The sequence below is a fragment of the Pseudooceanicola sp. NS-SX9 genome, assembly GCF_057380705.1.
In genome coordinates, this window is sequence record NZ_CM170818.1 from 1,916,598 (window position 1) to 1,937,790 (window position 21,193).

Annotated in this window: 20 protein-coding genes; 12 read left to right on the forward strand and 8 right to left on the reverse strand. The window is 66.8% G+C overall.

The window, feature by feature from the left end; all coding sequences use genetic code 11:
- Positions 1-36 precede the first annotated feature (36 nt).
- A complete protein-coding gene (locus tag AC2ITM_RS09145) occupies positions 37-378 on the forward strand; it encodes a carboxymuconolactone decarboxylase family protein (protein ID WP_486466345.1) in 342 nt (113 codons plus the stop codon).
- Positions 379-412: 34 nt separating this feature from the next.
- Here AC2ITM_RS09145 and AC2ITM_RS09150 read toward each other — a convergent pair whose 3' ends face one another.
- Both AC2ITM_RS09150 and AC2ITM_RS09155 read right to left on the reverse strand, forming a co-directional pair.
- On the reverse strand, positions 413-1,954 hold the full coding sequence (locus AC2ITM_RS09150; protein ID WP_486466346.1) for a phospholipase D family protein: 1,542 nt from the start codon (positions 1,952-1,954) through the stop codon (positions 413-415).
- A gap of 110 nt (positions 1,955-2,064) precedes the next feature.
- On the reverse strand, positions 2,065-3,081 hold the full coding sequence (locus tag AC2ITM_RS09155) for an AraC family transcriptional regulator (protein WP_486466347.1): 1,017 nt from the start codon (positions 3,079-3,081) through the stop codon (positions 2,065-2,067).
- Positions 3,082-3,279: 198 nt separating this feature from the next.
- Between AC2ITM_RS09155 and AC2ITM_RS09160 the strand changes: the two genes are divergently transcribed.
- The 6 genes from AC2ITM_RS09160 (at position 3,280) to AC2ITM_RS09185 (ending at position 10,586) form a co-directional block, all read left to right on the forward strand.
- Complete coding sequence (locus AC2ITM_RS09160; protein ID WP_486469412.1) at positions 3,280-4,572, forward strand: amidohydrolase family protein; 1,293 nt, start codon at positions 3,280-3,282, stop codon at positions 4,570-4,572.
- Between the two features lie 147 nt (positions 4,573-4,719).
- Positions 4,720-5,709 carry a BMP family protein gene (locus AC2ITM_RS09165; protein WP_486466348.1) on the forward strand — a complete coding sequence of 330 codons (990 nt, stop codon included), beginning with the start codon at positions 4,720-4,722 and terminating at the stop codon, positions 5,707-5,709.
- Between the two features lie 6 nt (positions 5,710-5,715).
- A complete protein-coding gene (locus tag AC2ITM_RS09170) occupies positions 5,716-7,089 on the forward strand; it encodes an amidase (RefSeq protein ID WP_486466349.1) in 1,374 nt (457 codons plus the stop codon).
- Entirely contained in the window at positions 7,086-8,606 is a 1,521-nt protein-coding gene (locus tag AC2ITM_RS09175; RefSeq protein WP_486466350.1) for an ABC transporter ATP-binding protein, read from the forward strand. Before AC2ITM_RS09170 ends, AC2ITM_RS09175 begins: the two co-directional genes overlap by 4 nt.
- The gene (locus tag AC2ITM_RS09180; protein ID WP_486466351.1) at positions 8,596-9,648 is read left to right on the forward strand and encodes an ABC transporter permease; all 1,053 of its coding nucleotides are present in this window, start codon (positions 8,596-8,598) and stop codon (positions 9,646-9,648) included. The genes AC2ITM_RS09175 and AC2ITM_RS09180 overlap by 11 nt, the downstream gene beginning before the upstream one ends.
- Positions 9,645-10,586 (forward strand): ABC transporter permease, encoded by a 942-nt coding sequence (locus AC2ITM_RS09185; RefSeq protein ID WP_486466352.1) that lies wholly within the window; start codon positions 9,645-9,647, stop codon positions 10,584-10,586. Before AC2ITM_RS09180 ends, AC2ITM_RS09185 begins: the two co-directional genes overlap by 4 nt.
- Here the strand turns inward: AC2ITM_RS09185 and epmA are convergent.
- Positions 10,583-11,623 carry an EF-P lysine aminoacylase EpmA gene (gene epmA, locus AC2ITM_RS09190; RefSeq protein ID WP_486466353.1) on the reverse strand — a complete coding sequence of 347 codons (1,041 nt, stop codon included), beginning with the start codon at positions 11,621-11,623 and terminating at the stop codon, positions 10,583-10,585. The genes AC2ITM_RS09185 and epmA overlap by 4 nt on opposite strands.
- Positions 11,624-11,724: 101 nt before the next feature.
- Here epmA and efp point away from each other — a divergent pair, with 101 nt between their 5' ends.
- The 4 genes from efp to AC2ITM_RS09210 all read left to right on the forward strand — a co-directional run bounded on the left by efp (position 11,725) and on the right by AC2ITM_RS09210 (position 14,897).
- Positions 11,725-12,291, forward strand: coding sequence for an elongation factor P (efp, locus tag AC2ITM_RS09195; protein WP_486466354.1), 567 nt, complete (start codon positions 11,725-11,727; stop codon positions 12,289-12,291).
- Between the two features lie 151 nt (positions 12,292-12,442).
- The gene (locus tag AC2ITM_RS09200) at positions 12,443-12,784 is read left to right on the forward strand and encodes a winged helix-turn-helix transcriptional regulator (RefSeq protein WP_486466355.1); all 342 of its coding nucleotides are present in this window, start codon (positions 12,443-12,445) and stop codon (positions 12,782-12,784) included.
- A 23-nt stretch (positions 12,785-12,807) separates the two neighbouring features.
- On the forward strand, positions 12,808-13,113 hold the full coding sequence (locus AC2ITM_RS09205) for a YciI family protein (RefSeq protein ID WP_486466356.1): 306 nt from the start codon (positions 12,808-12,810) through the stop codon (positions 13,111-13,113).
- Between the two features lie 143 nt (positions 13,114-13,256).
- Complete coding sequence (locus tag AC2ITM_RS09210; RefSeq protein WP_486466357.1) at positions 13,257-14,897, forward strand: MFS transporter; 1,641 nt, start codon at positions 13,257-13,259, stop codon at positions 14,895-14,897.
- Here the strand turns inward: AC2ITM_RS09210 and AC2ITM_RS09215 are convergent, their stop codons facing one another.
- From AC2ITM_RS09215 to AC2ITM_RS09225, 3 genes are read right to left on the reverse strand one after another with little or no spacing between them, the layout of a single operon-like run.
- Positions 14,898-16,412: a PhnE/PtxC family ABC transporter permease gene (locus AC2ITM_RS09215; protein ID WP_486466358.1), complete on the reverse strand. Its 1,515-nt coding sequence runs from the start codon at positions 16,410-16,412 to the stop codon at positions 14,898-14,900.
- Entirely contained in the window at positions 16,384-17,043 is a 660-nt protein-coding gene (locus tag AC2ITM_RS09220) for an ATP-binding cassette domain-containing protein (RefSeq protein WP_486466359.1), read from the reverse strand. Before AC2ITM_RS09220 ends, AC2ITM_RS09215 begins: the two co-directional genes overlap by 29 nt.
- The gene (locus AC2ITM_RS09225; protein WP_486466360.1) at positions 17,040-17,900 is read right to left on the reverse strand and encodes a putative selenate ABC transporter substrate-binding protein; all 861 of its coding nucleotides are present in this window, start codon (positions 17,898-17,900) and stop codon (positions 17,040-17,042) included. Before AC2ITM_RS09225 ends, AC2ITM_RS09220 begins: the two co-directional genes overlap by 4 nt.
- 490 nt (positions 17,901-18,390) lie before the next feature.
- On the opposite strand from AC2ITM_RS09225, the gene fabI reads away from it, so the two are divergent.
- Positions 18,391-19,155 (forward strand): enoyl-ACP reductase FabI, encoded by a 765-nt coding sequence (gene fabI, locus AC2ITM_RS09230; RefSeq protein WP_486466361.1) that lies wholly within the window; start codon positions 18,391-18,393, stop codon positions 19,153-19,155.
- Positions 19,156-19,197: 42 nt separating this feature from the next.
- On the opposite strand, the gene AC2ITM_RS09235 is transcribed toward fabI, so the two are convergent.
- Both AC2ITM_RS09235 and AC2ITM_RS09240 read right to left on the reverse strand, forming a co-directional pair.
- Positions 19,198-19,851 carry an HAD hydrolase-like protein gene (locus tag AC2ITM_RS09235; RefSeq protein WP_486466362.1) on the reverse strand — a complete coding sequence of 218 codons (654 nt, stop codon included), beginning with the start codon at positions 19,849-19,851 and terminating at the stop codon, positions 19,198-19,200.
- Positions 19,852-19,936: 85 nt separating this feature from the next.
- Entirely contained in the window at positions 19,937-21,148 is a 1,212-nt protein-coding gene (locus tag AC2ITM_RS09240; protein ID WP_486466363.1) for an MFS transporter, read from the reverse strand.
- Between the last annotated feature and the right edge of the window lie 45 nt (positions 21,149-21,193).

The window sequence follows — 21,193 nt, forward strand, 5'->3', positions numbered from 1 at the left end:
CAACGGGCCCGGCGTTTTCCGTTGCGAGAGAGAGCGATGACCTACAAGGAAAAATCCGAGGACATGCGCAACGACCTGCGCGCCCTCTACAAGGCGGCCCCCGATGCCACGAAGGCCTTCGGCGGCCTTGGCAAGGCGGTGAAAGAGGCCGGTGTCCTTGATCACAAGCAAAAGGAACTGATCGCCACCGGCATGGCCCTGGTGATGCGCTGCGAGCCCTGCATCGTCAGCCATGTCGAGGCCCTGGTAAAGATCGGAGCCACCCGCGAGGAACTGTCGGACGTGATCGCCATGGGCATCCAGATGTCCGGCGGCCCGGGGCTGATGTATGGCGCCAAGGCGCTGGCCTGCTACGACGAATTCGCCGCCACACAATGACCACGCGCGCGGGGCGGGCGATCCCCCCGCGCGTCTACAGCATCCATTCCATTGGCAACAGACGCAGCAGCCGCATCCGCAGCCGGTTGACCAGCCGGGTGTTCGGCTCGTGATGCCAGCGGACCTCGTTGCCGTCACTGTCGCTGGCGCGCCATTCCAGCCGCCCCGGCCTGGGCTCGGTCAGCGCATAGGAGGTCGCGGGCAGATCCAGCGTGCGGCTGAGCGCCCGGGCCAGCTTCTGGCTTTCGATCAGAAAGCCCATCTCGGTGTTCAGCCGGGCCGAGCGCGGATCGAAGTTGAAACTGCCGATGAAGACGCGCTCGCCATCCATCACGAAGGTCTTGGCATGAAGGCTGGCGGTCGAGCCGGTCAGCGCATGGCGCACCAGCGTTTCATGGGGAAAGGCGGGGTGGGCGCGCAGTTCAAACAGCGTCACGCCCGCGCGCAGCAGACCCGGCCGGTAGCGCATGTAGGCGCTGTGGACCGAGGCGACATTGGTGCTTTCCAGCGAATTCGTCAGCACCCTGGTGCGCACGCCACGCCGCGCCAGCCCCTCCAGCTGTTCGGCGCCGGGGGGGCCGGGAATGAAATAGGCCGAGGTCACATCGACCGAATGATGCGCGCGCTCCAGCAGGCGGCGCAGGGTGGTGATCAGCAGCCGCTCATCCGCCAGCGCCCCGGTGCCCTTGGCGGGATCGTCGCAGTATAGCGTGACGCGGGTCCATTCCAGCTCGGGCGCCAGTTCCCACAGGTCCGACACCACGCAGGAGGCCTGGATGGCCGCCAGGTAATCCTGCCCCTGAAGCGTCGCACGGGCATTGGCGGCGGCGGCCTGCAACCGGTCAAGCCCGGCCGGATGACCTTCGCGCAGGATGATCTCGGCCGGGTAGGCGGCGGCCGAGGCCCAGTAAAGGTCGAAGGCCTGCGCCACCTCGTCGGCCGCCTTGCCTGCGGCCAGCACATCGACGTCGAAGATATGCACGCCCGGCCCATAGGCGAAATAGCCGTCGCCGATATTGCGCCCGCCGATGATCGTCACCGCACCGTCGGCCGTCATCGCCTTGTTGTGCATCCGGCGGTTCAGCCGCAGGAAGTCGAACAGATAGGACAGCCCGCGCGGCCGGCGCAGCACATAGGGGTTGAACAGGCGGATCTCGAAATTGGGAAGTTCGTTCAGTGCTGCAAGAACGTCATCGAACCCCTTGATACCATTGTCATCCAGCAGCAGACGCACCCGCACGCCCCGGTCCGCCGCCGCGCGCAGTTCATCCAGCAGCAGCCAGCCGGTCGTATCGGTTTGCCAGATGTAATATTGCAGATCCAGGCTTTCTTCGGCGGCGCGCGCCAGCCGGACCCGGGCCGCCAGCGCCTCGCGCCCATCCGCCAGAGAGCGCACCCCCGATCGCGCCGGGTGGTGGTGCATCAGCCCCAGGATCCGTGCGCCCAGCCGGGTCCGGTCGGAGATCGACAGCCGCCGAGAGCCGCGGCGCACCGCGTTCGGCGGCAAGGGATAAAGGCTTCGCAACGTGGCGATAACGAGCAGCAGCAGAACCGGAGCGAGAACGACAAAGATCATGCGACCGCGCGAGATATCCTTCAGGGCGCCGGAACGGCGTGAGCTACACTTGTAGCGTGCCGGGCCGGTCAGGAAAGGGAAATCGGCGTCAGGGTTTCGCGATCACATCGCTAGAGGCGCGCCTGCCGCAGCGTCTCGACCGGGGTGCAGCCATATTTGCAGCGGAACGCGGCCGAAAACCGGCCAAGATGGGAAAAGCCCCAGCGGGTGGCGACCCCGGTGACGCTGGTGTCGGGGCCGGGGGCCGACAGATCCTGCCAGCTGCGCTCCAGCCGCATGTCGCGCAGCCGCTGCAGCGGGCTGTGGCCGCGGGCCTCGCGAAAGGCCATTTGCAGGGCCCGGCCGCTGACCCCGGCCGCCCGCGCGATCTGCTCCAGGTCCAGCGGGTCGCCCAGATGGGCCGCCATATAGCTTTCGGCCTGCCGCACCGCGCGCGGCGCCGGCCGTGCGCCCTCGCAGGGGGAAAGGCCATGCGGCATCGCCTCCAGAAGGCCCAGCAGCAGCGCCTGTTCCATCTGGCGGCTCATCAGCCCCTCGCCGCCGATCAGCCCGGCCCCGGTTTCGGCCGCGCGCACCAGAAACAGCAGCAGCTCGCGAAAGCGCTGACCGGCCCCTTTCGACAGCCCGGCCGGGCCCCGGAAATGCAGCGGCCGCCCCGGTGCCAGACCGTAATGGCTGCGCGCCAGCGCCTCCAGCCCGGCCCGGTCGACCTGCAGCATCAGCTGGGTGCAGCCCTCGTCCCAGATCATCGCGGTGCGCCGGTCGGGATTGAGCACACCAGCACGACCGGGGCCGATCTCGTACTGGTCGGCGCCGTTGCTGATCGAGGCCGCCCCCCGCAAGGGCATCTGCAACAGGTAGAAATCCCCCAGTTCGCCCGGCGCGATCAACGTACGGGCGCCATAGGACATGACGTTGATCGACAAGAGCCGCCCCGCCACCCGGTTCTGCCGGGCATGAAAGGGGACGCGGCCCATCCGCTCAAGCCTGTGATCACAATACACCCGGGCGACGCCGCTGCGGGCCTCGTCCAGATCGGTGGTATCGACCAGCGCACAGGCGGCCAGTGGCAGGGGATCGGGCAGGGCGGGGATCATCGACAGCTCCGCAACAGATGCTTCAAGCATGAAGGAAATTCGCCGTGCCGCACAGTGCGGACTGCATCCGGGGCCACTGCCTGCCGGAAACCGCCCAAAAACCTCGCAAGGCGAGGTCCGGCAGACGGGTTTCCCGGCAACGGCGGGCCCGGGCGGCACAAACGCCCCGGTGACAGGGCCGTCGTCTGCGGCAAGGATGGCGGAAAGATGGACGGAAAGGCTGAAGACATGTTCGACCTATTGCTGCGCAACGCCACGCTGCCCGACGGGCGCACCGGCCAGGACATCGGGATCCGCGACGGCCGGATCGCCGCGCTGGAGCCCGCCATTACCGCCGAGGCCGGGCAGGTGATCGACGCCGCCGGCCAACTGGTCAGCCCGCCCTTCGTCGATCCGCATTTCCACATGGATGCGACGCTGTCGCTTGGGCTGCCGCGGATGAATGTCTCGGGCACGCTGCTGGAAGGGATCGCGCTTTGGGGGGAACTGCGCCCGACCCTGACCCGCGACGCTTTGGTCGAGCGTGCCCTGCGCTATTGCGATCTGGCCGTGTCCAAGGGCCTGCTGGCGATCCGCAGCCATGTCGATGTTTCAGACCCGCGCCTGGTCACCGCCGAGGCCCTGCTGGAGGTCCGCGATCTGGTCGCCCCCTATATCGACCTGCAGCTGGTGGCCTTTCCCCAGGATGGCTATTACCGTAGCCCCGGGGCCGCGGCGGCGCTGGAGCGGGCGCTCGACATGGGTGTCGATATCGTGGGCGGCATCCCGCATTTCGAACGCACCATGGAAGATGGCGCCCGCTCGCTGGAGGTGCTGTGCCGGATCGCGGCCGACCGCGGGCTGCGCGTCGATATCCATTGCGACGAAACCGATGATCCGATGTCCCGCCATGTCGAGACGCTTGCCGCCCAGACCCTGCGCTTTGGCTTGCAGGGGCGCGTGGCAGGCAGCCACCTGACCTCGATGCATTCGATGGACAATTACTATGTTTCCAAGCTGATCCCGCTGATGGTTGATGCAGAGCTTCAGGTCATTCCGAACCCGCTGATCAACATCATGCTGCAGGGCCGCCACGACAGCTATCCAAAGCGGCGTGGCCTGACCCGCATCCCCGAACTGATGGCTGCGGGCCTGACCGTGGGGCTGGGGCAGGATTGCGTGCTGGATCCCTGGTATTCCATGGGCTCGGGCGATCTGCTGGATGTGGCCCATATGGCCGTGCATGCCACGCAGATGGGCGCAGGCCTGGACAAGCGGGCGCTGTTCGATGCGGTGACGGTGAATTCCGCCGCCATCATGGGGCTGGAAGGCTATGGGCTGAAGGTTGGCAACCCGGCCGACATGGTGCTGCTGCAGGCCCGCGACCCGGCCGAGGCCATCCGCTTGCGCCCGCATCGGCTGAAGGTCATCCGTCGCGGCAGGATCATCGCGGAAACCGCTCCGGAGGTTACGCTTTTGTCGCTGGCCGATCGGCCCGCCCAGGTCGATCCCGCGCAATACGCGCCCCGTCACGCCGTTTGATCAACCGGTCAGGATTTGCCTGTTTCCGGGGCACTGCCTGCCGTTGCAGGGGGGACTGCGGGGGGCGAGGCTTGACACTGCGTCACCCCCGCGCCCCGATGAACGGGCAACAGAGCCGGGCCCGGACCCGGCCACAGGGAGAGCCTCATGACACGATTTCTGATGACCCGCCGGCGGCTTTTGGGCACCGGCGCCGCCTTCGGGGCGACCACGCTGCTGGCCCCGGCGGTGCGCGCGCAATCGACCCCGGTGAAGGTGGCCGGCATCCATGCCTCGCCGGTCGAGAACGCCTGGAATTCGGTCCTGCACGCGGCCATGCTGGCGGCGGCCAAAGAGGGGGTCATTGACTATACCTTCTCTGAAGGGGTGTCGGCCACGGACTATCCGCGTGCGATGCGCGAATATGCCGAAGCTGGCAACAGGCTGATCGTGGGCGAAGCCTATGCCGTCGAACGCGAAGCCCGCGCGGTGGCCAAGGACTATCCCGATACGGCCTTCCTGATGGGCTCTTCCGCCGCGCCTTCGGGCGAGAATTTCGGCGTCTACGGCACCTGGAACTGGGAGGCGGCCTATCTCTGCGGCATGCTGGCCGGAGCGATGACCAAGACCGGCACCGTAGGCTCGGTCGGGGCGATGCCGATCCCTGAAGTTAACATGCTGATCAATGGCTTCGGCGACGGCGTCAAAGCAGTGAATCCAGAGGCGAAGCACGTTGTCAGCTTCATCGGCACCTTCTTCGATCCGCCCAAGGCGCGCGAGGCCGGGCTGGCGCAGATCGACAGCGGCGCTGATATCCTGTTCGGCGAACGCATCGGCACGGCAGATGCGGCCCAGGAACGCGGGATCAAGGCCATCGGGTCTCTGATTGACTATACGCCGCGTTACCCGAACACGGTTTTCGCCAATGCTATGTGGTCTTTCCGGCCGCTTCTTGATGCAGCGCTGAAAGATGCCACCAGCGGCAATCCCGTGGGCAAGACCTATACGCCCCTCAGCCTGATGAAAGATGGTGGCAGCGACATCAAGTTCGTCGAGGGCGTCGCCCCCGATGCGGCCGTGCAGAAGATGCTGGAGACCCGGGCCGCGATCATGGCCGGTACCTTCGACGTGCCGCGCAACTTTGACGCGCCGGCCTGAGGCCCCATGACGTCTGTTCCGCCGCTGACCGATGCGCTGGATCTGGCGCGGGCGATCGCCTCGGGGGCACTGAACGCGGGTGGGGCGATGGCCCTGGCCCGCGCGCAGGCGGCCAAGGTCTCGGATCTGGGCGCCATCACCTGGCTCAGGCCCAAGGAACCGGTCTTGGACGGCCCTCTGTCAGGCCCTTTTGCCGGGGTGCCGCTGCTGGTCAAGGATCTGGGCGGGCCTTTCGCGGGGATTCCGATGCGGGCAGGTTCGGCCGCGCTGGCCGGCAAGAAGGGGGTGGCAGACAGTGATCTGGCGGCGCGGTTCCGGGCCGCCGGTTTCCGGCCCTTTGGCGCCACCACCGTTCCAGAATTCGGCCTGTCGTTGTCGGCGGAGCCGGATGTTGGGCCGATTTGTCGAAATCCCCTTGATCCTCAACGCAGTGCGGGCGGATCTTCGGGTGGCGCGGCAGCTTCGGTTGCCGCTGGGATCGTGCCTCTGGCCCATGCCACGGATGCCGGAGGATCGATCCGTGTCCCGGCCGCGGCCTGCGGGCTGGTTGGGTTGAAACCCTCGCGCGGGGCGATTCCGGGGGGGCCGGGCTTTGGCAACCATCTGGGCGGCATTGCCACCGAATTCGCGGTGACCCGCAGCGTCCGCGATGCCCGCGCGCTCTGGCCTTGCGTCACCGGAAGGGCATGCGGTGCCACGGCCGATCCGATGCAATGGCCTGATGACGGCCGCTTTGCCATCGGCCTGCTGAGCGAAGCCGAGGGTATCTCCGATGATCGGCTGCAGGTGCTTGAAGACGCCGGCCGCGCCTTGGAAGCCGCAGGTCATCGTCTTGTCCCCGTGCCCGCCCGCCAGTTGGAGCCGCTGCGGCGCATAAGTGCCCGTGCCTTTGACCGCATCATCAGCACCAACATGGCCGCGCTTCAGGAAGCGGGCCTGGATCTGTCAATTTGCGAATCCCTGACCCAGGCTTTTGCAAAGCGGGGTATGGCCCTATCCGCCCGGGATCTGTGGACCGCGCAAGAAGCCGGTGTTTCGGCCGCTCATGCCCTGTGGCAGATTTTCCAGACGGTCGATGTACTGCTGACGCCGATGCTGTCCACGGCACCTCCGCCTCTGGGCGCCTTTCCCACCAATCACCAGGACCCGGAGTTGCAACTGATCCGCATGGATCGGTTTGCGCCCTATGCGGCTTTGGCCAATGTCACCGGCGCCCCGGCGCTGACCTTGCCCTTCGGTGTCGATACCTGCGGACTGCCGCTGCCGGTTCAGCTGATCGGGCCGATCGGAGGCGACCTGCGGCTGCTGACCCTCGCCGCAACACTGGAGGCAGAGGGACGCTGGCAGCACCCAATCGCGCTGTTCGGAGGCGCCACATGACCCCGGTCCTGGAACTGCGCGGCATCACCAAGCGCTTTGGTCCCGTCACCGCGAACGAAGACGTCTCTTTGACCCTCGGGCGCTGTGAAATCATTGCTCTGCTTGGAGAAAACGGTGCCGGAAAGACGACGCTGATGTCGATCCTCTTCGGTCACTACACCGCAGATTCGGGCGAGGTACGCATTGATGGCCAGCGCTTGCCACCGGGCCGCTCCCGCGCGGCGATCCGCGCCGGCGTCGGCATGGTGCACCAGCATTACGCTCTCGCGCCGAACCTCAGCGTGCTGGACAATGTGATGACCGGGACCGAGCCTCTGTGGCGCCTGCGGTCTGACCGGAAAGGCGCGCGGACGCGGCTGGTGGCCCTGTCGGAACGCTTTGGCCTGAAGATCGACCCCGAGGCCCGGGTGGCGGATTTGTCGGTCGGCGAATGCCAGCGTGTCGAGATCCTGAAAGCGCTTTATAACGAGGCCCGTGTCTTGATCCTGGATGAGCCGACGGCGGTTCTGACATCGCAGGAATCCGAAAGCCTTTTTAAAACCCTGCGGCATATGGCCGGGCAGGGGCTGTCACTGATTTTCATCAGCCACAAACTGCCCGAGGTAATGGCGGCCTCGGACCGGGTGGTGGTGTTGCGCAGGGGCCGGGTGGTGGCCGAACGGCGCACCGCTGACACCACCCGGGAGGAGCTGGCCGAGTTGATGGTGGGCCATGCGGTGACACGCCCCCGGCGTCTGCCAGGTCAGAAGGGGCCCGTTCTGCTGGAGGCCCTGGATCTGCACGCGCCCGGTTTGCAAAGCGCAACATTTCAACTTTGCAAAGGCGAGACGCTGGGCATCATCGGTGTCTCAGGCAATGGGCAGACGGTGCTTGCCGGGATCCTGTCCGGTGTGATCACACCGACCTCAGGCCAGCTGAGGATCGGCGGGCAGGTGCCAAAGCGCCATGACGTGCCCCATGCCATGGCAGCAGGCATCGGCCGCATTCCCGAAGATCGCCATGCCGAGGGCACGATAGGCGACATGACGATTTGGGAAAATGCCGTACTGGAAAGGCTTTGGGCCCCGGAATTCTCATATCATGGGGTGGTGCGGCGCGGGGTGGCCCGGGCTGCTGCCCAAAAGATACTGGACGATTACGATGTCCGCGGTGCCCGGCCCGACGGCCGCATCCGGCTTTTGTCGGGGGGCAATATGCAGAAACTGATCCTGGGCCGCGTGCTGGAGGCCGGTCCCAAGATCGTGCTGGCCGCTCAGCCCAGCCGGGGCCTGGACGAGGGCGCGATTGCCGCGGTCCATGCCCGCCTGCTGGAGGCCCGCGCCCGGGGCGCCGGCATCTTGCTGATTTCAGAAGATCTGGAGGAGGTCATGGCGCTGTCCGATCGCATCCGCGCGATCGTCGGCGGCAGGCTGTCCCCGGCGATCCCGGCCGAGGCCGCTTCGCCCCGGTTGCTGGGGCTGATGATGGCGGGCGACTGGGACGAAGCCGCCCGCCTGGAGGTCACCCATGCGCCTTGAACGCCGCGCGGCCGTGCCTGTCTGGATGACGCTGCTGGCACCGCTTGGTGCTGTGATCACAGCGCTGATTCTGGCCGGGATCCTGATCGCCATCGCCGGGGCCAATGTCCCGGATGCCTATCGGCTGATCCTGAAAGGGGCGCTCGGCTCGCGGCTGGGGGTTTCGGAAACCCTGACGCGGGCGACGCCGCTGATGCTGACGGGGCTGGCGGCTGCGGTGGCCTTTCGGGCAAGGCTTTGGAATATCGGGGGCGAGGGGCAGTTCTATCTGGGTGCGCTGAGCGTTGCCGCGCTGGCGATGATCCCGGCTGTGACGACCCTGCCGGGGCCTGTGATCACAATTCTCTGCCTGCTGGGCGGCGCCGTGGCCGGGATGGTGCTGCTGCTGGTACCGCTGGGACTGCGGCTGCGCTTTGGCGTCGACGAGGTGGTGACCAGCCTGCTGCTGAACTTTGTCGCGGTGCTGTTCGTGTCGATGATGATTGAGGGGCCGATGAAGGACCCGCTGGCCTTCGGCTGGCCGCAATCGGTGCCGGTGCCGGATGATGCGATGCTGCCCAGGCTGATGGCCCGGACCCGGCTGCATGCGGGGCTGCTGATCGCGGTGGGGGCGGCGCTTGTTGTCGCCGCAATCCAGGCACGGACCGTTTTCGGAATGCGGGCCCGCGCCGCGGGGCTGAACCCCCGGGCCGCGGCCTTTGCCGGCGTACCGCTGGGGCGGACGCTGGTGATCGTGGCCTGCCTGTCGGGCGGTCTGGCGGGGTTGGCGGGCGCGGTCGAGGTGCTGGGCGTCAAGGGCTATGTCACCACCGATCTGTCGCCGGGCTTTGGCTATTCGGGGATCGTGATCGCCATGCTGGCGAACCTCAATCCGCTGGGGGTCATCGCGGCGGCGCTGTTTTCGGCCGTCATGTTCGTCGGCGCCGACAGCATGTCGCGGGCGCTGGCGATCCCGTCCTACATCGCCGATGTCACCGTCGCACTGTCGCTGCTGTGCATGTTGGTGGCCCTGTTCCTGACACAATACCGGATCCGCAGATGAGCATTCTTTGGGATATCCTGGCCTCGGTCGGGCTGTGGGAAGCGGTCCTGAGGATCGCCACGCCGCTGATCTTTGGCACGCTGGGGGTGCTTTTGTGCGAACGCTCCGGGGTGCTGAACCTTGGTATCGAGGGGATCATGACCTTCGGCGCCATGCTGGGCTGGCTGACGGTGCATGGGGGCGGCGATCTGTGGCTGGGGATGCTGGCCGCCGCCGCCGGAGGGGCGCTGTTCGGCCTGCTGCATGCGGTGATGACGGTGGTGCTGGGGCTGTCGCAGCATGTGACGGGTCTGGGGATCACGCTGTTTGCCTCCAGTTTTGCCTATTATGTCTTTCGGCTGGCGGTGCCCACGTCCTCCAGCCCGCCGACGGTGGTGCCGTTCCAGCCCTGGCCGGTGCCCGGGTTGTCGCAGATCCCGTTCCTGGGGCCGGTGCTGTTCGACCAGACGCCGCCGACCTACCTGGCGCTGGTGCTGGTCGCGGTGCTGGGATGGGTGCTGTACCGCACGCCCCTGGGGCTGGCGCTGCGGATGACGGGTGAGAACCCCCATGCGGTCGATGCCCAGGGCATAGATCCGATCCGGCTGAGGATCGGCGCCGTGATGGCCGGATCGGCGCTGATGGGGATGGGCGGCGCCTTCCTGACGCTGGCGGCCTTCAACAGCTTCTTCCCGACCATGGTGCAGGGGCGCGGCTGGATCTGCGTGGCGCTGGTGGTCTTTGCCCTGTGGCGGCCGGGGCGGGCGCTGCTGGGGGCGCTGCTGTTTGCATTTTGCGATGCGTTCCAGCTGCGTTTGCAAACCGTGGTGGAGGGCGTGCCCTACCAGCTGTTCCTGATGCTGCCCTATCTGCTGTCGATCCTGGCGCTGATCGTCATGGCGCGGCGCGCCCGGGTGCCGCAGGCGCTGATGCAGCCCTACCGCCGGGGCGAGCGTTAACCCGCAACCGGCGTCCAGATCACATGATCGACCGAGGGCGCGGCGGTGGCCAGCATCGCCAGCCGGTCAAACCCCATGGCAATCCCCGAGGCCTCGGGCATCAGCGACAGCGCCGCCAGAAACTCTTCGTCCAGAGGATAACGTTCGCCGTATATCCGTTCCTTTTCGTTCATTTCCGCCTCGAACCGGCGACGCTGTTCGGCGGGGTCGGTCAGTTCGCCAAACCCGTTCGCCAGCTCGACACCGCAGGCATAGACCTCGAAGCGCTCGGCCTCGCGCGGGTCGTCGGGGCAGGTGCGCGCCAGCGCCGCCTCGGCCGCCGGATAGCGGTCCAGAACCGTCAGGCAGCCCTGACCCAGGTGCGGCTCGACCCGTTCCGACAGCACGCGGGAAAAGATGTCGGACCAGGTGTCATCTGCGGCCAGAACCACCCCCGCGGCCCGAGCGCCCGCCGCCAGACGCGCGCGGTCGGTGGTGCCATCCGCCGACAGCGTCGCCAGCAGGTCGATCCCGGCATGATCGCGAAACGCCTGCGCGACCGAGACCCGTTCGAACGGCAGGAAGGGATCACAGGTCAGATCGCGGTGCCGCAACAGCGTGCTGCCGGCGGCATCGCAGGCCAGCCGGGCCATCTGCGCCACGTCCTGCATCAGCACCGTGTAATCCTGGCCCGCGCGATACCATTCCAGCATGGTGAATTCGGGGCTGTGCCTGTGCCCCCGTTCACGGTTGCGCCAGACATGGGTGAAGGCGGCGATGCGGGGCTCGCCCGCCGCCAGCAGCTTTTTCATCGCGAATTCCGGCGAGGTGTGCAGATACATCACCCGCGCCGCGCCATCATTGCCGATCATCTGCGTCGCGAAGGCATGCAGATGCGTCTCGTTTCCGGGGCTGGGCACGAGGGCATTGGGGTCAACCTCGACAAAGTCCTGCGTCGCAAGAAACCCCCGGATCGCGGCCTGTGCACGGTTGCGGGCCAGCAGCGCCGGACGGCGGTCCGCATGACGGGACGGGGTCCACCAGGGAGAATGGGACATGAAATGCACCTGCAGTCTGGATTTTCCTGTGATCTTCGGCTAGGGCCGGGCACGATCGGGCGCATACCCTGCGCCGAAGCCACCCACAAGGAACAACACCGATGAGAGTCATCGCTTCCTCGCTCCGGAAGGGCAACGTCGTCGAGCAGGACGGCAAACTGTTCGTCGTGCTCAAGGCCGAGAACTTCCACCCCGGCAAGGGCACGCCCACCACCTCTGTCGACATGCGCGGCATCCAGGACGGCGTGAAGGTCACCATGCGCTGGAAGACCACCGAACAGGTCGAAAAGGCGCTGGTCGACGAACGCGAATACGATTTCCTCTATGACGACGGCGAAGGCTATCACTTCATGGAGCCCGAAAGCTTTGAGCAGGTCACCGCGTCCCCCGACGTCGTGGGCGACAGCTCGGCCTTCCTGGAGCCGGGGATGCGCGTCTTCCTGCAGACCTTCGAAGGCAACCCGATCTCGATCGAACTGCCGCAGCGCGTCACCGTCGAGATCGCCGAGACCGAGCCGGTGCTGAAGGGCCAGACCGCGTCCTCCAGCTACAAGCCCGCGATCACCAACGTCGGCGTGCGCATCATGGTGCCGCCGCATATCGCCGTGGGAACCCGCGTGGTGATCAACACCGCCGATCTGACCTATGTCGAGCGCGCCCGCGACTGATCCGTCGCCCCGCCGCATCTGATCGGGCCCCGTGTCATCCGGCACGGGGCCTTTTTCATGGCCGATCCGTGCAGACCCGAGTGCTACGAAAATAATAGCGGACGCCGGGCAGGGTGGATGCTATCATTTCCATAGCAACGCGGAGACACCGATGGATTTCCCCAGACCCGGCGAGGCCGTGCGCGGATCGCGCAGCGGCAACCCGATCATGGCGCTTTTCGACCTTCTGGGCCGAAGATGGGCCATGGGGGTGCTGTGGACGCTGGCCCGGCAGGGGCCGATGACCTTCCGCAGCCTGCAGGACGCCTGCGAGAGCATCTCTCCGACCGTTCTGAACACCCGGCTGAAGGAACTGCAGGCCGCAGGCTTCGTCACCAGAACCCCCGAGGGCTATGCGGTGAGCGATCTGGGCCGCACCGTCTTTGATGCGCTGTTGCCGCTGTCGGATGCCGCCCGCACCTGGGCGCGCAGCCTGCAGGACCCCCAGACCTGATCCCAAACGACCCGGAGCGCCCGATGCCCCTTCTGCCCCCAGACCAGACCCTGTTCGTCGTCGATCTGCATTACCTCGTGCCGCTCGACAGGCTGGATCCCTTCGTGCCGCCGCACCGGGATTTCCTGGATCGCCATTATGCCAGTGGCACGATGATTGCCTCGGGGCCGAAGGTGCCGCGCACCGGCGGGGTGATCCTGGCCACCGCCGCAAGCCGCGCCGAGCTGGAGCGCATTCTGGACGAGGACCCGTTCCGCCAGAACGGCCTGGCCGAATACCGGGTGACCGAATTCAACCCGATCAAGGCCGCTGCCGCCCTGACGGCCTGAGGTAACAGCTAAGGCGCCACCGTAACGACACCGCCCAAGCCATGGGCCACAGGCGCCTTTTCCCTGGCCCTTGCTTGACCTTCCGGTCAGGCGAGGGCCAGATGCGGCGTAGCCCAGACAGCCGCCCTCAGGACCTTCCCCCGATGAGTGACCGCCCCAGCCCCTTTGCCCCGCTGCGCAATCCCGCCTATCTGGCCTATTGGCTGACCGGGCTGTCCGCCAACTTCGGCTGGCTGATCCAGATGGTCGCCGCCGCCTGGCTGATGACCTCTCTGCATGGCTCGGCCGAGATGGTGGCGCTGGTGCAGACCTCGGTGGCGCTGCCGGTGATGCTGTTTTCGCTGCCGGCGGGCGCGCTGGCGGATGCCATCGGGCGCAAGACAACGGTGATCTGGTCGCAGGCCTTCCTGCTGGTGGTCTCGACCACGCTGGCGGTCTTTGCCTATCTGGAGTGGCTGACACCCTGGCTGCTGCTGCTGTTCACCTTCCTGGTGGGCGCCGGCAAGGCGCTGAACAATCCCGGCTGGCAGACCATGACCGCCGAGATCGTCCCCAAGAAAGACCTGCCGCCCGCCATCGCGCTGAACTCGATGGGGTTCAACCTGGCGCGCACCGTGGGCCCGGCCATCGGCGGCGCGCTGGTGGCCTTCCTGGGCGCCTTCGCCGCCTTCGCGATCAACGCGCTGTCAAATCTGGGTGTGATGCTGGTGGCTTCGCGGTGGAAGCGCAACGAGGACCCGAACCGCCTGCCGCCCGAACCCATGGGTGGCGCGATGATTGCCGGGCTGCGCTATGTGGCGCTGTCGCCGAGGCATCTGAAGGTGAACCTGCGTGCCGGGATCTTCAACTTTGCCGGGATCTCGGTCATGGCGCTGATGCCGCTCATTGCCAAGGAACTGGTCCATGGCGGCCCCCAGACCTATGGTCTGATCTTCGGCGGCTTCGGCGCCGGTGCCGTCAGCGGTGCCCTGGGCGCCGCCCGCCTGCGCGAGAAACTGTCGCTGGAATGGCTGATCCGCGGCGGCTTCCTGTGCTTTGCTGCAGCCCTGGTGGTGATCGCGCTCAGCCCCTGGCTGGTGCTGACGATCCTGGGTGCCGCGGGCGCCGGGGCCAGCTGGCTGCTGACGCTCTCGACCTTCAACACCACGATCCAGCTGTCCTCGCCCCGATGGGTCCTCAGCCGGTGCCATGCGCTCTATCAGACCTCGTGCTTTGCCGGCAACGCGCTTGGCAGCTGGGTCTGGGGCTATCTGGCGGAACAGATCAGCCTGCCCGCGTCGCTGCTGATCTCGGGGGCGGTGCTGGCGGCAGGCGCGGTGTTGGGGCGCTACGTGACGTTGAAGGATTTCGACCCCAGCCGCCTCGATGCCCATACAACCTGGACGCCGCCCGCCATGGCGCTGGACATCCGTCCGAACAGCGGCCCGATCGTCACCGAAGTCGGATATCGCATTCGAGAGGCAGATATACGCGACTTTCTTATCCTGATGCGTGAACGCCGCCGCCGCCGGATCCGCGATGGGGCCCGGGGCTGGATCCTGGCCCGCGACATGATCGACCCCGAGATCTGGTGGGAACGCTACCGCACCGCCACCTGGGTCGAGCATGTCCGCCACCACCAGCGCCGCACCGTTGCCGGCGCCGAGCTGGTCGACAAGCTGCGCGCCCTGCATCAGGGCGACAAGTTCCTGATCCGCTACGAGCTGGTTCGCCCCACCGGTGCGCCGCCGCCCGATCATGCGGAATTCTACAGCGACCTGGGCGGGCACCATCATCCGCACTGATCAGCAGCAATCGGCGCGGGTCCGCGAACTGTTGGGCCCGCCGATGCGCCGCCGCAGCCGCCGCGACAGCGCATCGACCACCGCCGTCATCCCCCCCGTCGCGACAAGCAGCAGCAGCGCGCGATCCAGCCGCAGTTCCTGCACGGCGCTGTCGACGAAGAAGCCCAGCGTCGCCACCCCCAGCAGGCCCATGACGGCGGTTTCCCTCAGGATGATCTCCCAGCGGTAAAGACAGAGCGCCAGGAAGCTGCCGGTCAGGCGCGGCGCGATCTCGTAGCCCCAGAGGGTCAGGCCGCGCGGTGCATCGGCACGCAGGCCCGGCACCAGCGTTTCCCCCTGGCGGCCCAGCAGATGCGCGATGATGGCGCCGTTGTGCAGCGCCAGCGCCAGCACCGCCGGCAGCATCGAGGGGCCGAAGACCTGCAGGAACAGGTAGGCCAGCATGTATTCAGGGAAGCTGCGCAGCACCACCAGCCCCAGATGGCCGATCCAGCGAAGCGGCCGGGCGGTGACGCGCGGCACCAGCACCCCGAAGGCCGCGAAGGCCAGCGCCCCGGTCAGCGCCAGCGCGATCTGCGCCACCAGCAGCGTGGCGATCAGGCCGGGCAGGGCCTCGGTCAGCAGCAAGGGCTTGGCCCAGGCCCAAAGGGCGCCCGCATCCCAGCCCTGGCGCAGCGGTGCGGGCACGATGTCATGGGTCAGGAACCGCGTCAGCGCGCCCTGTCCCATCGGCAGGCTGGGGTAGGTGGCCAGCGTCCAGATCCCCGCCAGCAGCCACAGCGGCACCAGCCGCGGCCGCATCCACAGCCGCATCGAGGCGATCATCGCCACGTAGCAGATCATGATGGCACTGGCAGCGCCGTAATTGCCGATGGCAAAAAAGCTGTCCAGCTGGAAGCCCAGCGTCGGCAGCCCGATGAACCCCAGCACCGCCGAGGATCGCAGCGCGCATTCCAGCCGATAGAGCGTATAGCTGGCCATCGCCTGAAGCGCCATCGGTGCCCGTGCCCAAAGGAACCGCGACAGCGCATCGGTGGCGGGCGGCAGGGCCCGGGCGGGCCGTTGATCTGCTTCCTCAAGAAGCTCCGAGAAGACCTTGGCGAAAATACCAATATAGGGCAGGGCGATGGCCAGGACGCCGGTGGCAGGCGCGATGCCCAGCACCTGCATCAGCATCAGCGCCCAGAACAGTTCGTGGACCGAGCGCAGCGCGATGCAGACCGCCCGCACCGGCCCGAGGTGGTAGAAGGGTGCCAGCCCCAGCCCCACCGTGCCGCCAAGCGCGACACCCGCCACCGCAAAGCAGACCGTCAGCCACAGCGCCCGCCCGATCTGGTCGACAGCACCGAAATCGGGGTGCAGAAAGCCCGCCAGCATCCGCCCGACCACCGGCCAGGGGTTGTGGTCGGCCATCCCCAGATCCGCAAAGGGCAGCGCCAAAAGCGCCAGCGCCGCGAACAGCAGGATGACCCTCAGGCGGGGACGCTCAGCCGTAGAGATCGGCAAGATGCGCATCGCTGACCTCCTGTGGGGGGGCGTCGAACAGGATCCGGCCGCGGCCGATGCCGACCAGCCGGGTGGCAAAGCGGCGCGCCAGCCGGACGTCGTGCAGCGCCACGAGCGTCGTGTCGAAACGGTTCTGGAGGGTCTCAAGCAGCGCCACAGCCTGGGTTTCGTCGACAGCCGAGACGGGCTCGTCACCGATCAGCGCGGCGCCGCCCCGGTACAGCGCCCGCGCCAGCGCCACCCGCTGCCTCTGGCCACCCGACAGCGCCTCGACCCGGCGCGCGGCCAGTCCCTGCAGGCCGACTGATGTCAGGCAATCTTCGATCAGTGCTTTCGTTGCGCCCGGCAACCACATCAGATCACGCAGGTTCCGTAGTGCTCCGTGATCGTCCAGTCGACCCATGTGGACATTGCGCGCCACCGACAACTGCGGCACCAGCGCATGATCCTGGGGCACCAGCGCCACGCGTTCGCGCGGCGCCAGATCACTGTAGACGCGGCTCAATAGGGTGGATTTGCCGGCACCGGAACGGCCCAGCAGCACCACGTGTTCGCCCGCGCTCAGGTCAAAGCGCACCTCCCGAAGGATGGTGGTCTGACCATAGCCCAGCGATTCCCCATCAAGCCGCGCGTAGCTCATTCCAGCAGGCCAAGCTGTTTGCCGGTGACCTCGACGGGATCGAAATCGGCGTTCTTGGCGGGGATGAAGGCCTCGCGCGGGAAGGCCGCCAGGATTTCGGGGTCGTGCAGGTTGACCAGCGCGTCCTGGACCTTCTGGATGAAGCCCGCGCCGAAGGTCGCGTCCACATCGCCGCGGATCGTCCAGTTGTAATCCGGGTAGGGCGGCGTCTGCCAGATCACCTTGGCCTTCTCGGTGTCCGGGTCATGTTCGGCCACGGCCTTGTCGTAGACGGCATAGTTCAGCGCGCCGATGTCATAGGCGCCCGAGGCCACCAGCCGCAGCGTCTGCGAATGATCGCCCGAGAAGCCCACCTTCGAGAAGAAGTCCTCCGGCGCAAGGCCCGTCTCCTTGCGGATGTAATATTCCGGCATCAACCGCCCCGAGGTCGAGGTCTTGGCGCCGAAAGTAAAGCTCATGCCCTTGGCGGCTTCGGGGAAGGCGTCGCCCTTCGTCAGGCCGGTCGAGACATTGGCGATGAAATACGAAATGAAGGTCGGGTCTTCCTTGCCCTGTGCGATGGTCTGCGCCCCCGGCACCGCCAGCCGCGCCTGCACCGAGGTCAGCCCGCCGAACCAGGCCAGCTGGATCTGGTTGTTGCGGAAGGCCGTGACCGAGGCGGCATAGCTTTTCACCGGCACGAATTTCACATCGACGCCCAGGGTCGTCGACAGGTAGTCGGCCACTTTCGAGAAGCGCGCGACCAGCTTGGTCTCGTCCTCATCGGGAATGGCCGAAAAATACAGGGTCTGCGCCGAGGCATGGCCCAGCGAGGCGACCAGAAGGCCCAGCGAAAGGCCGATGGTTTTGAACGACATAGAGCGATCCGTGAATGTACTGGTGAAACTTGACAGGTGAAGGCCCCGGCATTGCGCGCAAGGGCTTGTCCAGCTAGTGCAGCCTTGGGTTGCGCAGGTCAAGGCGACATGGCGCACCAATCTGCGCCGGGCGGATCTTTCTGCCCCTGGTCACCCGGAACGGTGCCTGGCGCGATGACCGAGACGACCGGCTCCTGAACCGCGAGGCCGATTTCCGCCGCAAATTGCGCGTGGCTGGCTGCTGGCCCGCAGCCCGAACGTGCTGCTGATCGCCGATATCTGTTCCAAAGCGTATCAGCGCGCCAACGTTGCCGCCGCGCTGACCCTGCCGTCCATGGCAACGGCGCGGCTCGACCGGATCGGCAACGTCTGAGCCTGCCGGAATTTCCGGCGGAGCCTGCGGCATATGCGGCAGGTCCCGAAGGGGGATCTTGTGCCGCCCGGCGGAACGGGTTGGGATGGCCGCGACCTGCCCCGGAAAGGACACCGCATGTTTTCCCTCGCGGGCCAGAAGGCCCTGATCGTCGGTATCGCCAATGACAGCTCCATCGCCTACGGCTGTGCCCGCGCCCTTAAGTCGCAGGGTGCAGAACTGGCCATAACATATTTGAATGAAAAGGCAGAACCTCATGTTCGCCCTCTGGCCGAGGCACTGGACTGCCCGATCATCGCGCCGCTGGATGTCAGCCAGCCGGACCAGATCGAGGCGCTGTTTCAGCAGATCGCAACCCGCTGGGGGCGCCTAGATACGCTGGTGCATTCCATCGCCTTCTGCCCGAAGGACGATCTGCACGGCCGCGTCACCGACTGTTCCCGCAATGGCTTTCAGCAGGCCATGGATATCTCGGTCGGCAGCTTTATCGAGCTGGTGCGCCGGTCCGAAGCGCTGATGCCGCAGGGGGGCACCTGCATGACAGTCAGTTTCTACGGCGCCGAGAAGGTCGTCGATCATTACAACATCATGGGCCCGGTGAAATCGGCGCTGGAGAGCGTCACCCGCTACATGGCAGCCGAACTGGGTCCAAAGAAGATCCGCGTGCATGCCCTGTCGCCCGGGCCGCTGAAGACCCGGGCGGCCAGTGGCATCGCCCATTTCGATGCGCTGATGGAGGCCACGGCCGCCCGCGCGCCCACCCACCAGCTGGCCACGATCGAGGATTGCGGTGCCTATGCCGCCTTCCTGGCCAGTCGCGAGGCCGCCAATGTCACCGGCGGCGTGCATTACATCGACGGCGGCTTCAATATCCTGGGCTAAGGCAGGACTTGAAGGCAGGCCGACAGGACGCTGAATTCGCTGTCACAGTTGCGCAATCACCTCGGGCAGGTCCTGGGGGCGGTCGCAAAGCAGCGTCGCGTGGTTCGAGGTCAGCTCCTCGGGGCTGCCATAGCCCCAGGTGACGCCGATCGAGGGCACCGCATTGCGATGCGCGGCCAGCGTGTCATTGGCGCGGTCGCCGACCATCACGGTCTGCTCGGGCCCGAGGCCCTCGGCCTGCAGCAGATGCGCCATCAGGTCACCCTTGTCATCAAAACGGCCGTCCAGCTCGGCGCCATAGACGGCCTCGAAAAGCGGCAGAAGGTCGAAATGCCCCAGCACCTTCAGGGCAAAGGGACGCGGCTTGGCGGTGCAGATGATCATGCGGTGCCCGGCCGCGCGAAAGCCGTGAAGGGTTTCGGGGATGCTGGCGTAGACGGTCGCGTCGAACATCAGGCCGGCGTTGTAATGGCGGCGATAGCCCGCGACACCGGCCTCGACCTGATCGGGGGGCAGGAATGCGGCATAGCTGCGGCGCAGCGGCGGCCCGATGATCCAGGTCAGATCCGCGGCCGGCGGGGCAGCAACGCCCAGCTCTTCCAGTCCCAGGCGAAAGGCGCCGACGATGCCGCGGGCAGGATCGACCAGGGTGCCGTCCAGATCGAACAGCAGGGTTCGGGGGGCAGTTTGCATCATGGGGGCACCTCTCTTGCAAAGATGCCCCCGGGGGTAGAGCGCGCCCAGGGCGCAGGCAAGGGCGCGGACGCCCTTGCGCGGGGGATCAGGACAGTTCGTCCCGTTTCGGCAGGAAGACCGTCAGCAGGCCCAGCACCGGCAGCAGGGCGCAAAGGTCGAAGACGAAGCGGATGCTGGTGGCATCCGCCAGAAAGCCCAGGCCCGCCGCCGCGATGCCGGCAAAGCCGAAGGCCGCGCCGAAGAACAGGCCCGCCACGGTGCCCACGCGGCCCGGCAGCAGATCCTGCGCGAAGACCATGATCGCAGGCAGCGCCGAGGCCAGGATGACGCCGATGATCATGCTCAGGACCGCGGTCCAGAACAGCGAGGCGAAGGGCAGCATCAGCGTGAAGGGCAACACCCCCAGGATCGACACCCAGATCACCGTGCGTCGGCCGATGCGGTCCCCCACGGGGCCGCCGATGACGGTGCCTGCCGCGACGGCCGCCAGGAACAGGAACAGCATGCGCTGCGCATCCGTGGTCGACAGATGGAACCGGTCGATGAGGAAGAAGGTGAAATAGTTGCTCATGGCGGCCATGTAGACCTGTTTCGAGAACATCAGCACCAGCAGCACCGCGACCGAGAAAGCCGCGCGGCGTGGCGACAGGGTCTGCACCCGGACCGCCTTGCGTTTTTTCGCCACGGCATGTTCGCGGGCATGCCAGCGGCTGACCCCGGTCAGGATCACCATGCCCACCAGCGCCACCCCGGCGAAGGCCGCGACCGAGGGCCGACCCAGCGGTACCACCACGAAGGCCGCCAGCAGCGGACCGATGGCCGTGCCAAAGTTGCCGCCCACCTGAAAGACCGACTGCGCCAGCCCGAAGCGGCTGCCAGAGGCCGCCCGCGCGACCCGGCTGGCTTCGGGGTGGAAGACCGAAGATCCCAGACCGATCAGCCCGGCGCCACAGATCAGCAGGCCGTAGCCCGGCGCGAAGGCCAGCGTCACCAGCCCCACCATGGTTGAGGCCATGCCCAGGGGCAGCGCATAGGGGAAGGGCCGCTTGTCGGTCACCATCCCCACCACCGGCTGCAGCAGCGAGGCGGTCAGCTGAAAGCAAAAGGTCAGCAGGCCGATCTGCCAGAACGCCAGGGCGAATTCGGTCTTCAGCATCGGATAGAGCGCCGCCAGCAGCGACTGCATCAGGTCGTTCAGCAGGTGGCAGCAGCTGATCGCGGCAAGGATCACGTAGCTGGTGCGGGCTGCGTCCCGCGGGGCCGCATTCGGGAGGCTGCCGGAAGTGGCATCTGTCATGGAGGTTATCCTTTTTTTTGCCCTAGCTAGCCCATGTTGCAGGGG

Coding starts and splice junctions, on each gene's coding strand:
- AC2ITM_RS09145 (WP_486466345.1), top strand. CDS start 37: ATGACCTACAAGGAAAAATCCGAGGACATGCGCAACGACCTGCGCGCC.
- AC2ITM_RS09150 (WP_486466346.1), bottom strand. CDS start 1,954: ATGATCTTTGTCGTTCTCGCTCCGGTTCTGCTGCTGCTCGTTATCGCC.
- AC2ITM_RS09155 (WP_486466347.1), bottom strand. CDS start 3,081: ATGCTTGAAGCATCTGTTGCGGAGCTGTCGATGATCCCCGCCCTGCCC.
- AC2ITM_RS09160 (WP_486469412.1), top strand. CDS start 3,280: ATGTTCGACCTATTGCTGCGCAACGCCACGCTGCCCGACGGGCGCACC.
- AC2ITM_RS09165 (WP_486466348.1), top strand. CDS start 4,720: ATGACACGATTTCTGATGACCCGCCGGCGGCTTTTGGGCACCGGCGCC.
- AC2ITM_RS09170 (WP_486466349.1), top strand. CDS start 5,716: ATGACGTCTGTTCCGCCGCTGACCGATGCGCTGGATCTGGCGCGGGCG.
- AC2ITM_RS09175 (WP_486466350.1), top strand. CDS start 7,086: ATGACCCCGGTCCTGGAACTGCGCGGCATCACCAAGCGCTTTGGTCCC.
- AC2ITM_RS09180 (WP_486466351.1), top strand. CDS start 8,596: ATGCGCCTTGAACGCCGCGCGGCCGTGCCTGTCTGGATGACGCTGCTG.
- AC2ITM_RS09185 (WP_486466352.1), top strand. CDS start 9,645: ATGAGCATTCTTTGGGATATCCTGGCCTCGGTCGGGCTGTGGGAAGCG.
- epmA (WP_486466353.1), bottom strand. CDS start 11,623: ATGTCCCATTCTCCCTGGTGGACCCCGTCCCGTCATGCGGACCGCCGT.
- efp (WP_486466354.1), top strand. CDS start 11,725: ATGAGAGTCATCGCTTCCTCGCTCCGGAAGGGCAACGTCGTCGAGCAG.
- AC2ITM_RS09200 (WP_486466355.1), top strand. CDS start 12,443: ATGGATTTCCCCAGACCCGGCGAGGCCGTGCGCGGATCGCGCAGCGGC.
- AC2ITM_RS09205 (WP_486466356.1), top strand. CDS start 12,808: ATGCCCCTTCTGCCCCCAGACCAGACCCTGTTCGTCGTCGATCTGCAT.
- AC2ITM_RS09210 (WP_486466357.1), top strand. CDS start 13,257: ATGAGTGACCGCCCCAGCCCCTTTGCCCCGCTGCGCAATCCCGCCTAT.
- AC2ITM_RS09215 (WP_486466358.1), bottom strand. CDS start 16,412: ATGCGCATCTTGCCGATCTCTACGGCTGAGCGTCCCCGCCTGAGGGTC.
- AC2ITM_RS09220 (WP_486466359.1), bottom strand. CDS start 17,043: ATGAGCTACGCGCGGCTTGATGGGGAATCGCTGGGCTATGGTCAGACC.
- AC2ITM_RS09225 (WP_486466360.1), bottom strand. CDS start 17,900: ATGTCGTTCAAAACCATCGGCCTTTCGCTGGGCCTTCTGGTCGCCTCG.
- fabI (WP_486466361.1), top strand. CDS start 18,391: ATGTTTTCCCTCGCGGGCCAGAAGGCCCTGATCGTCGGTATCGCCAAT.
- AC2ITM_RS09235 (WP_486466362.1), bottom strand. CDS start 19,851: ATGATGCAAACTGCCCCCCGAACCCTGCTGTTCGATCTGGACGGCACC.
- AC2ITM_RS09240 (WP_486466363.1), bottom strand. CDS start 21,148: ATGACAGATGCCACTTCCGGCAGCCTCCCGAATGCGGCCCCGCGGGAC.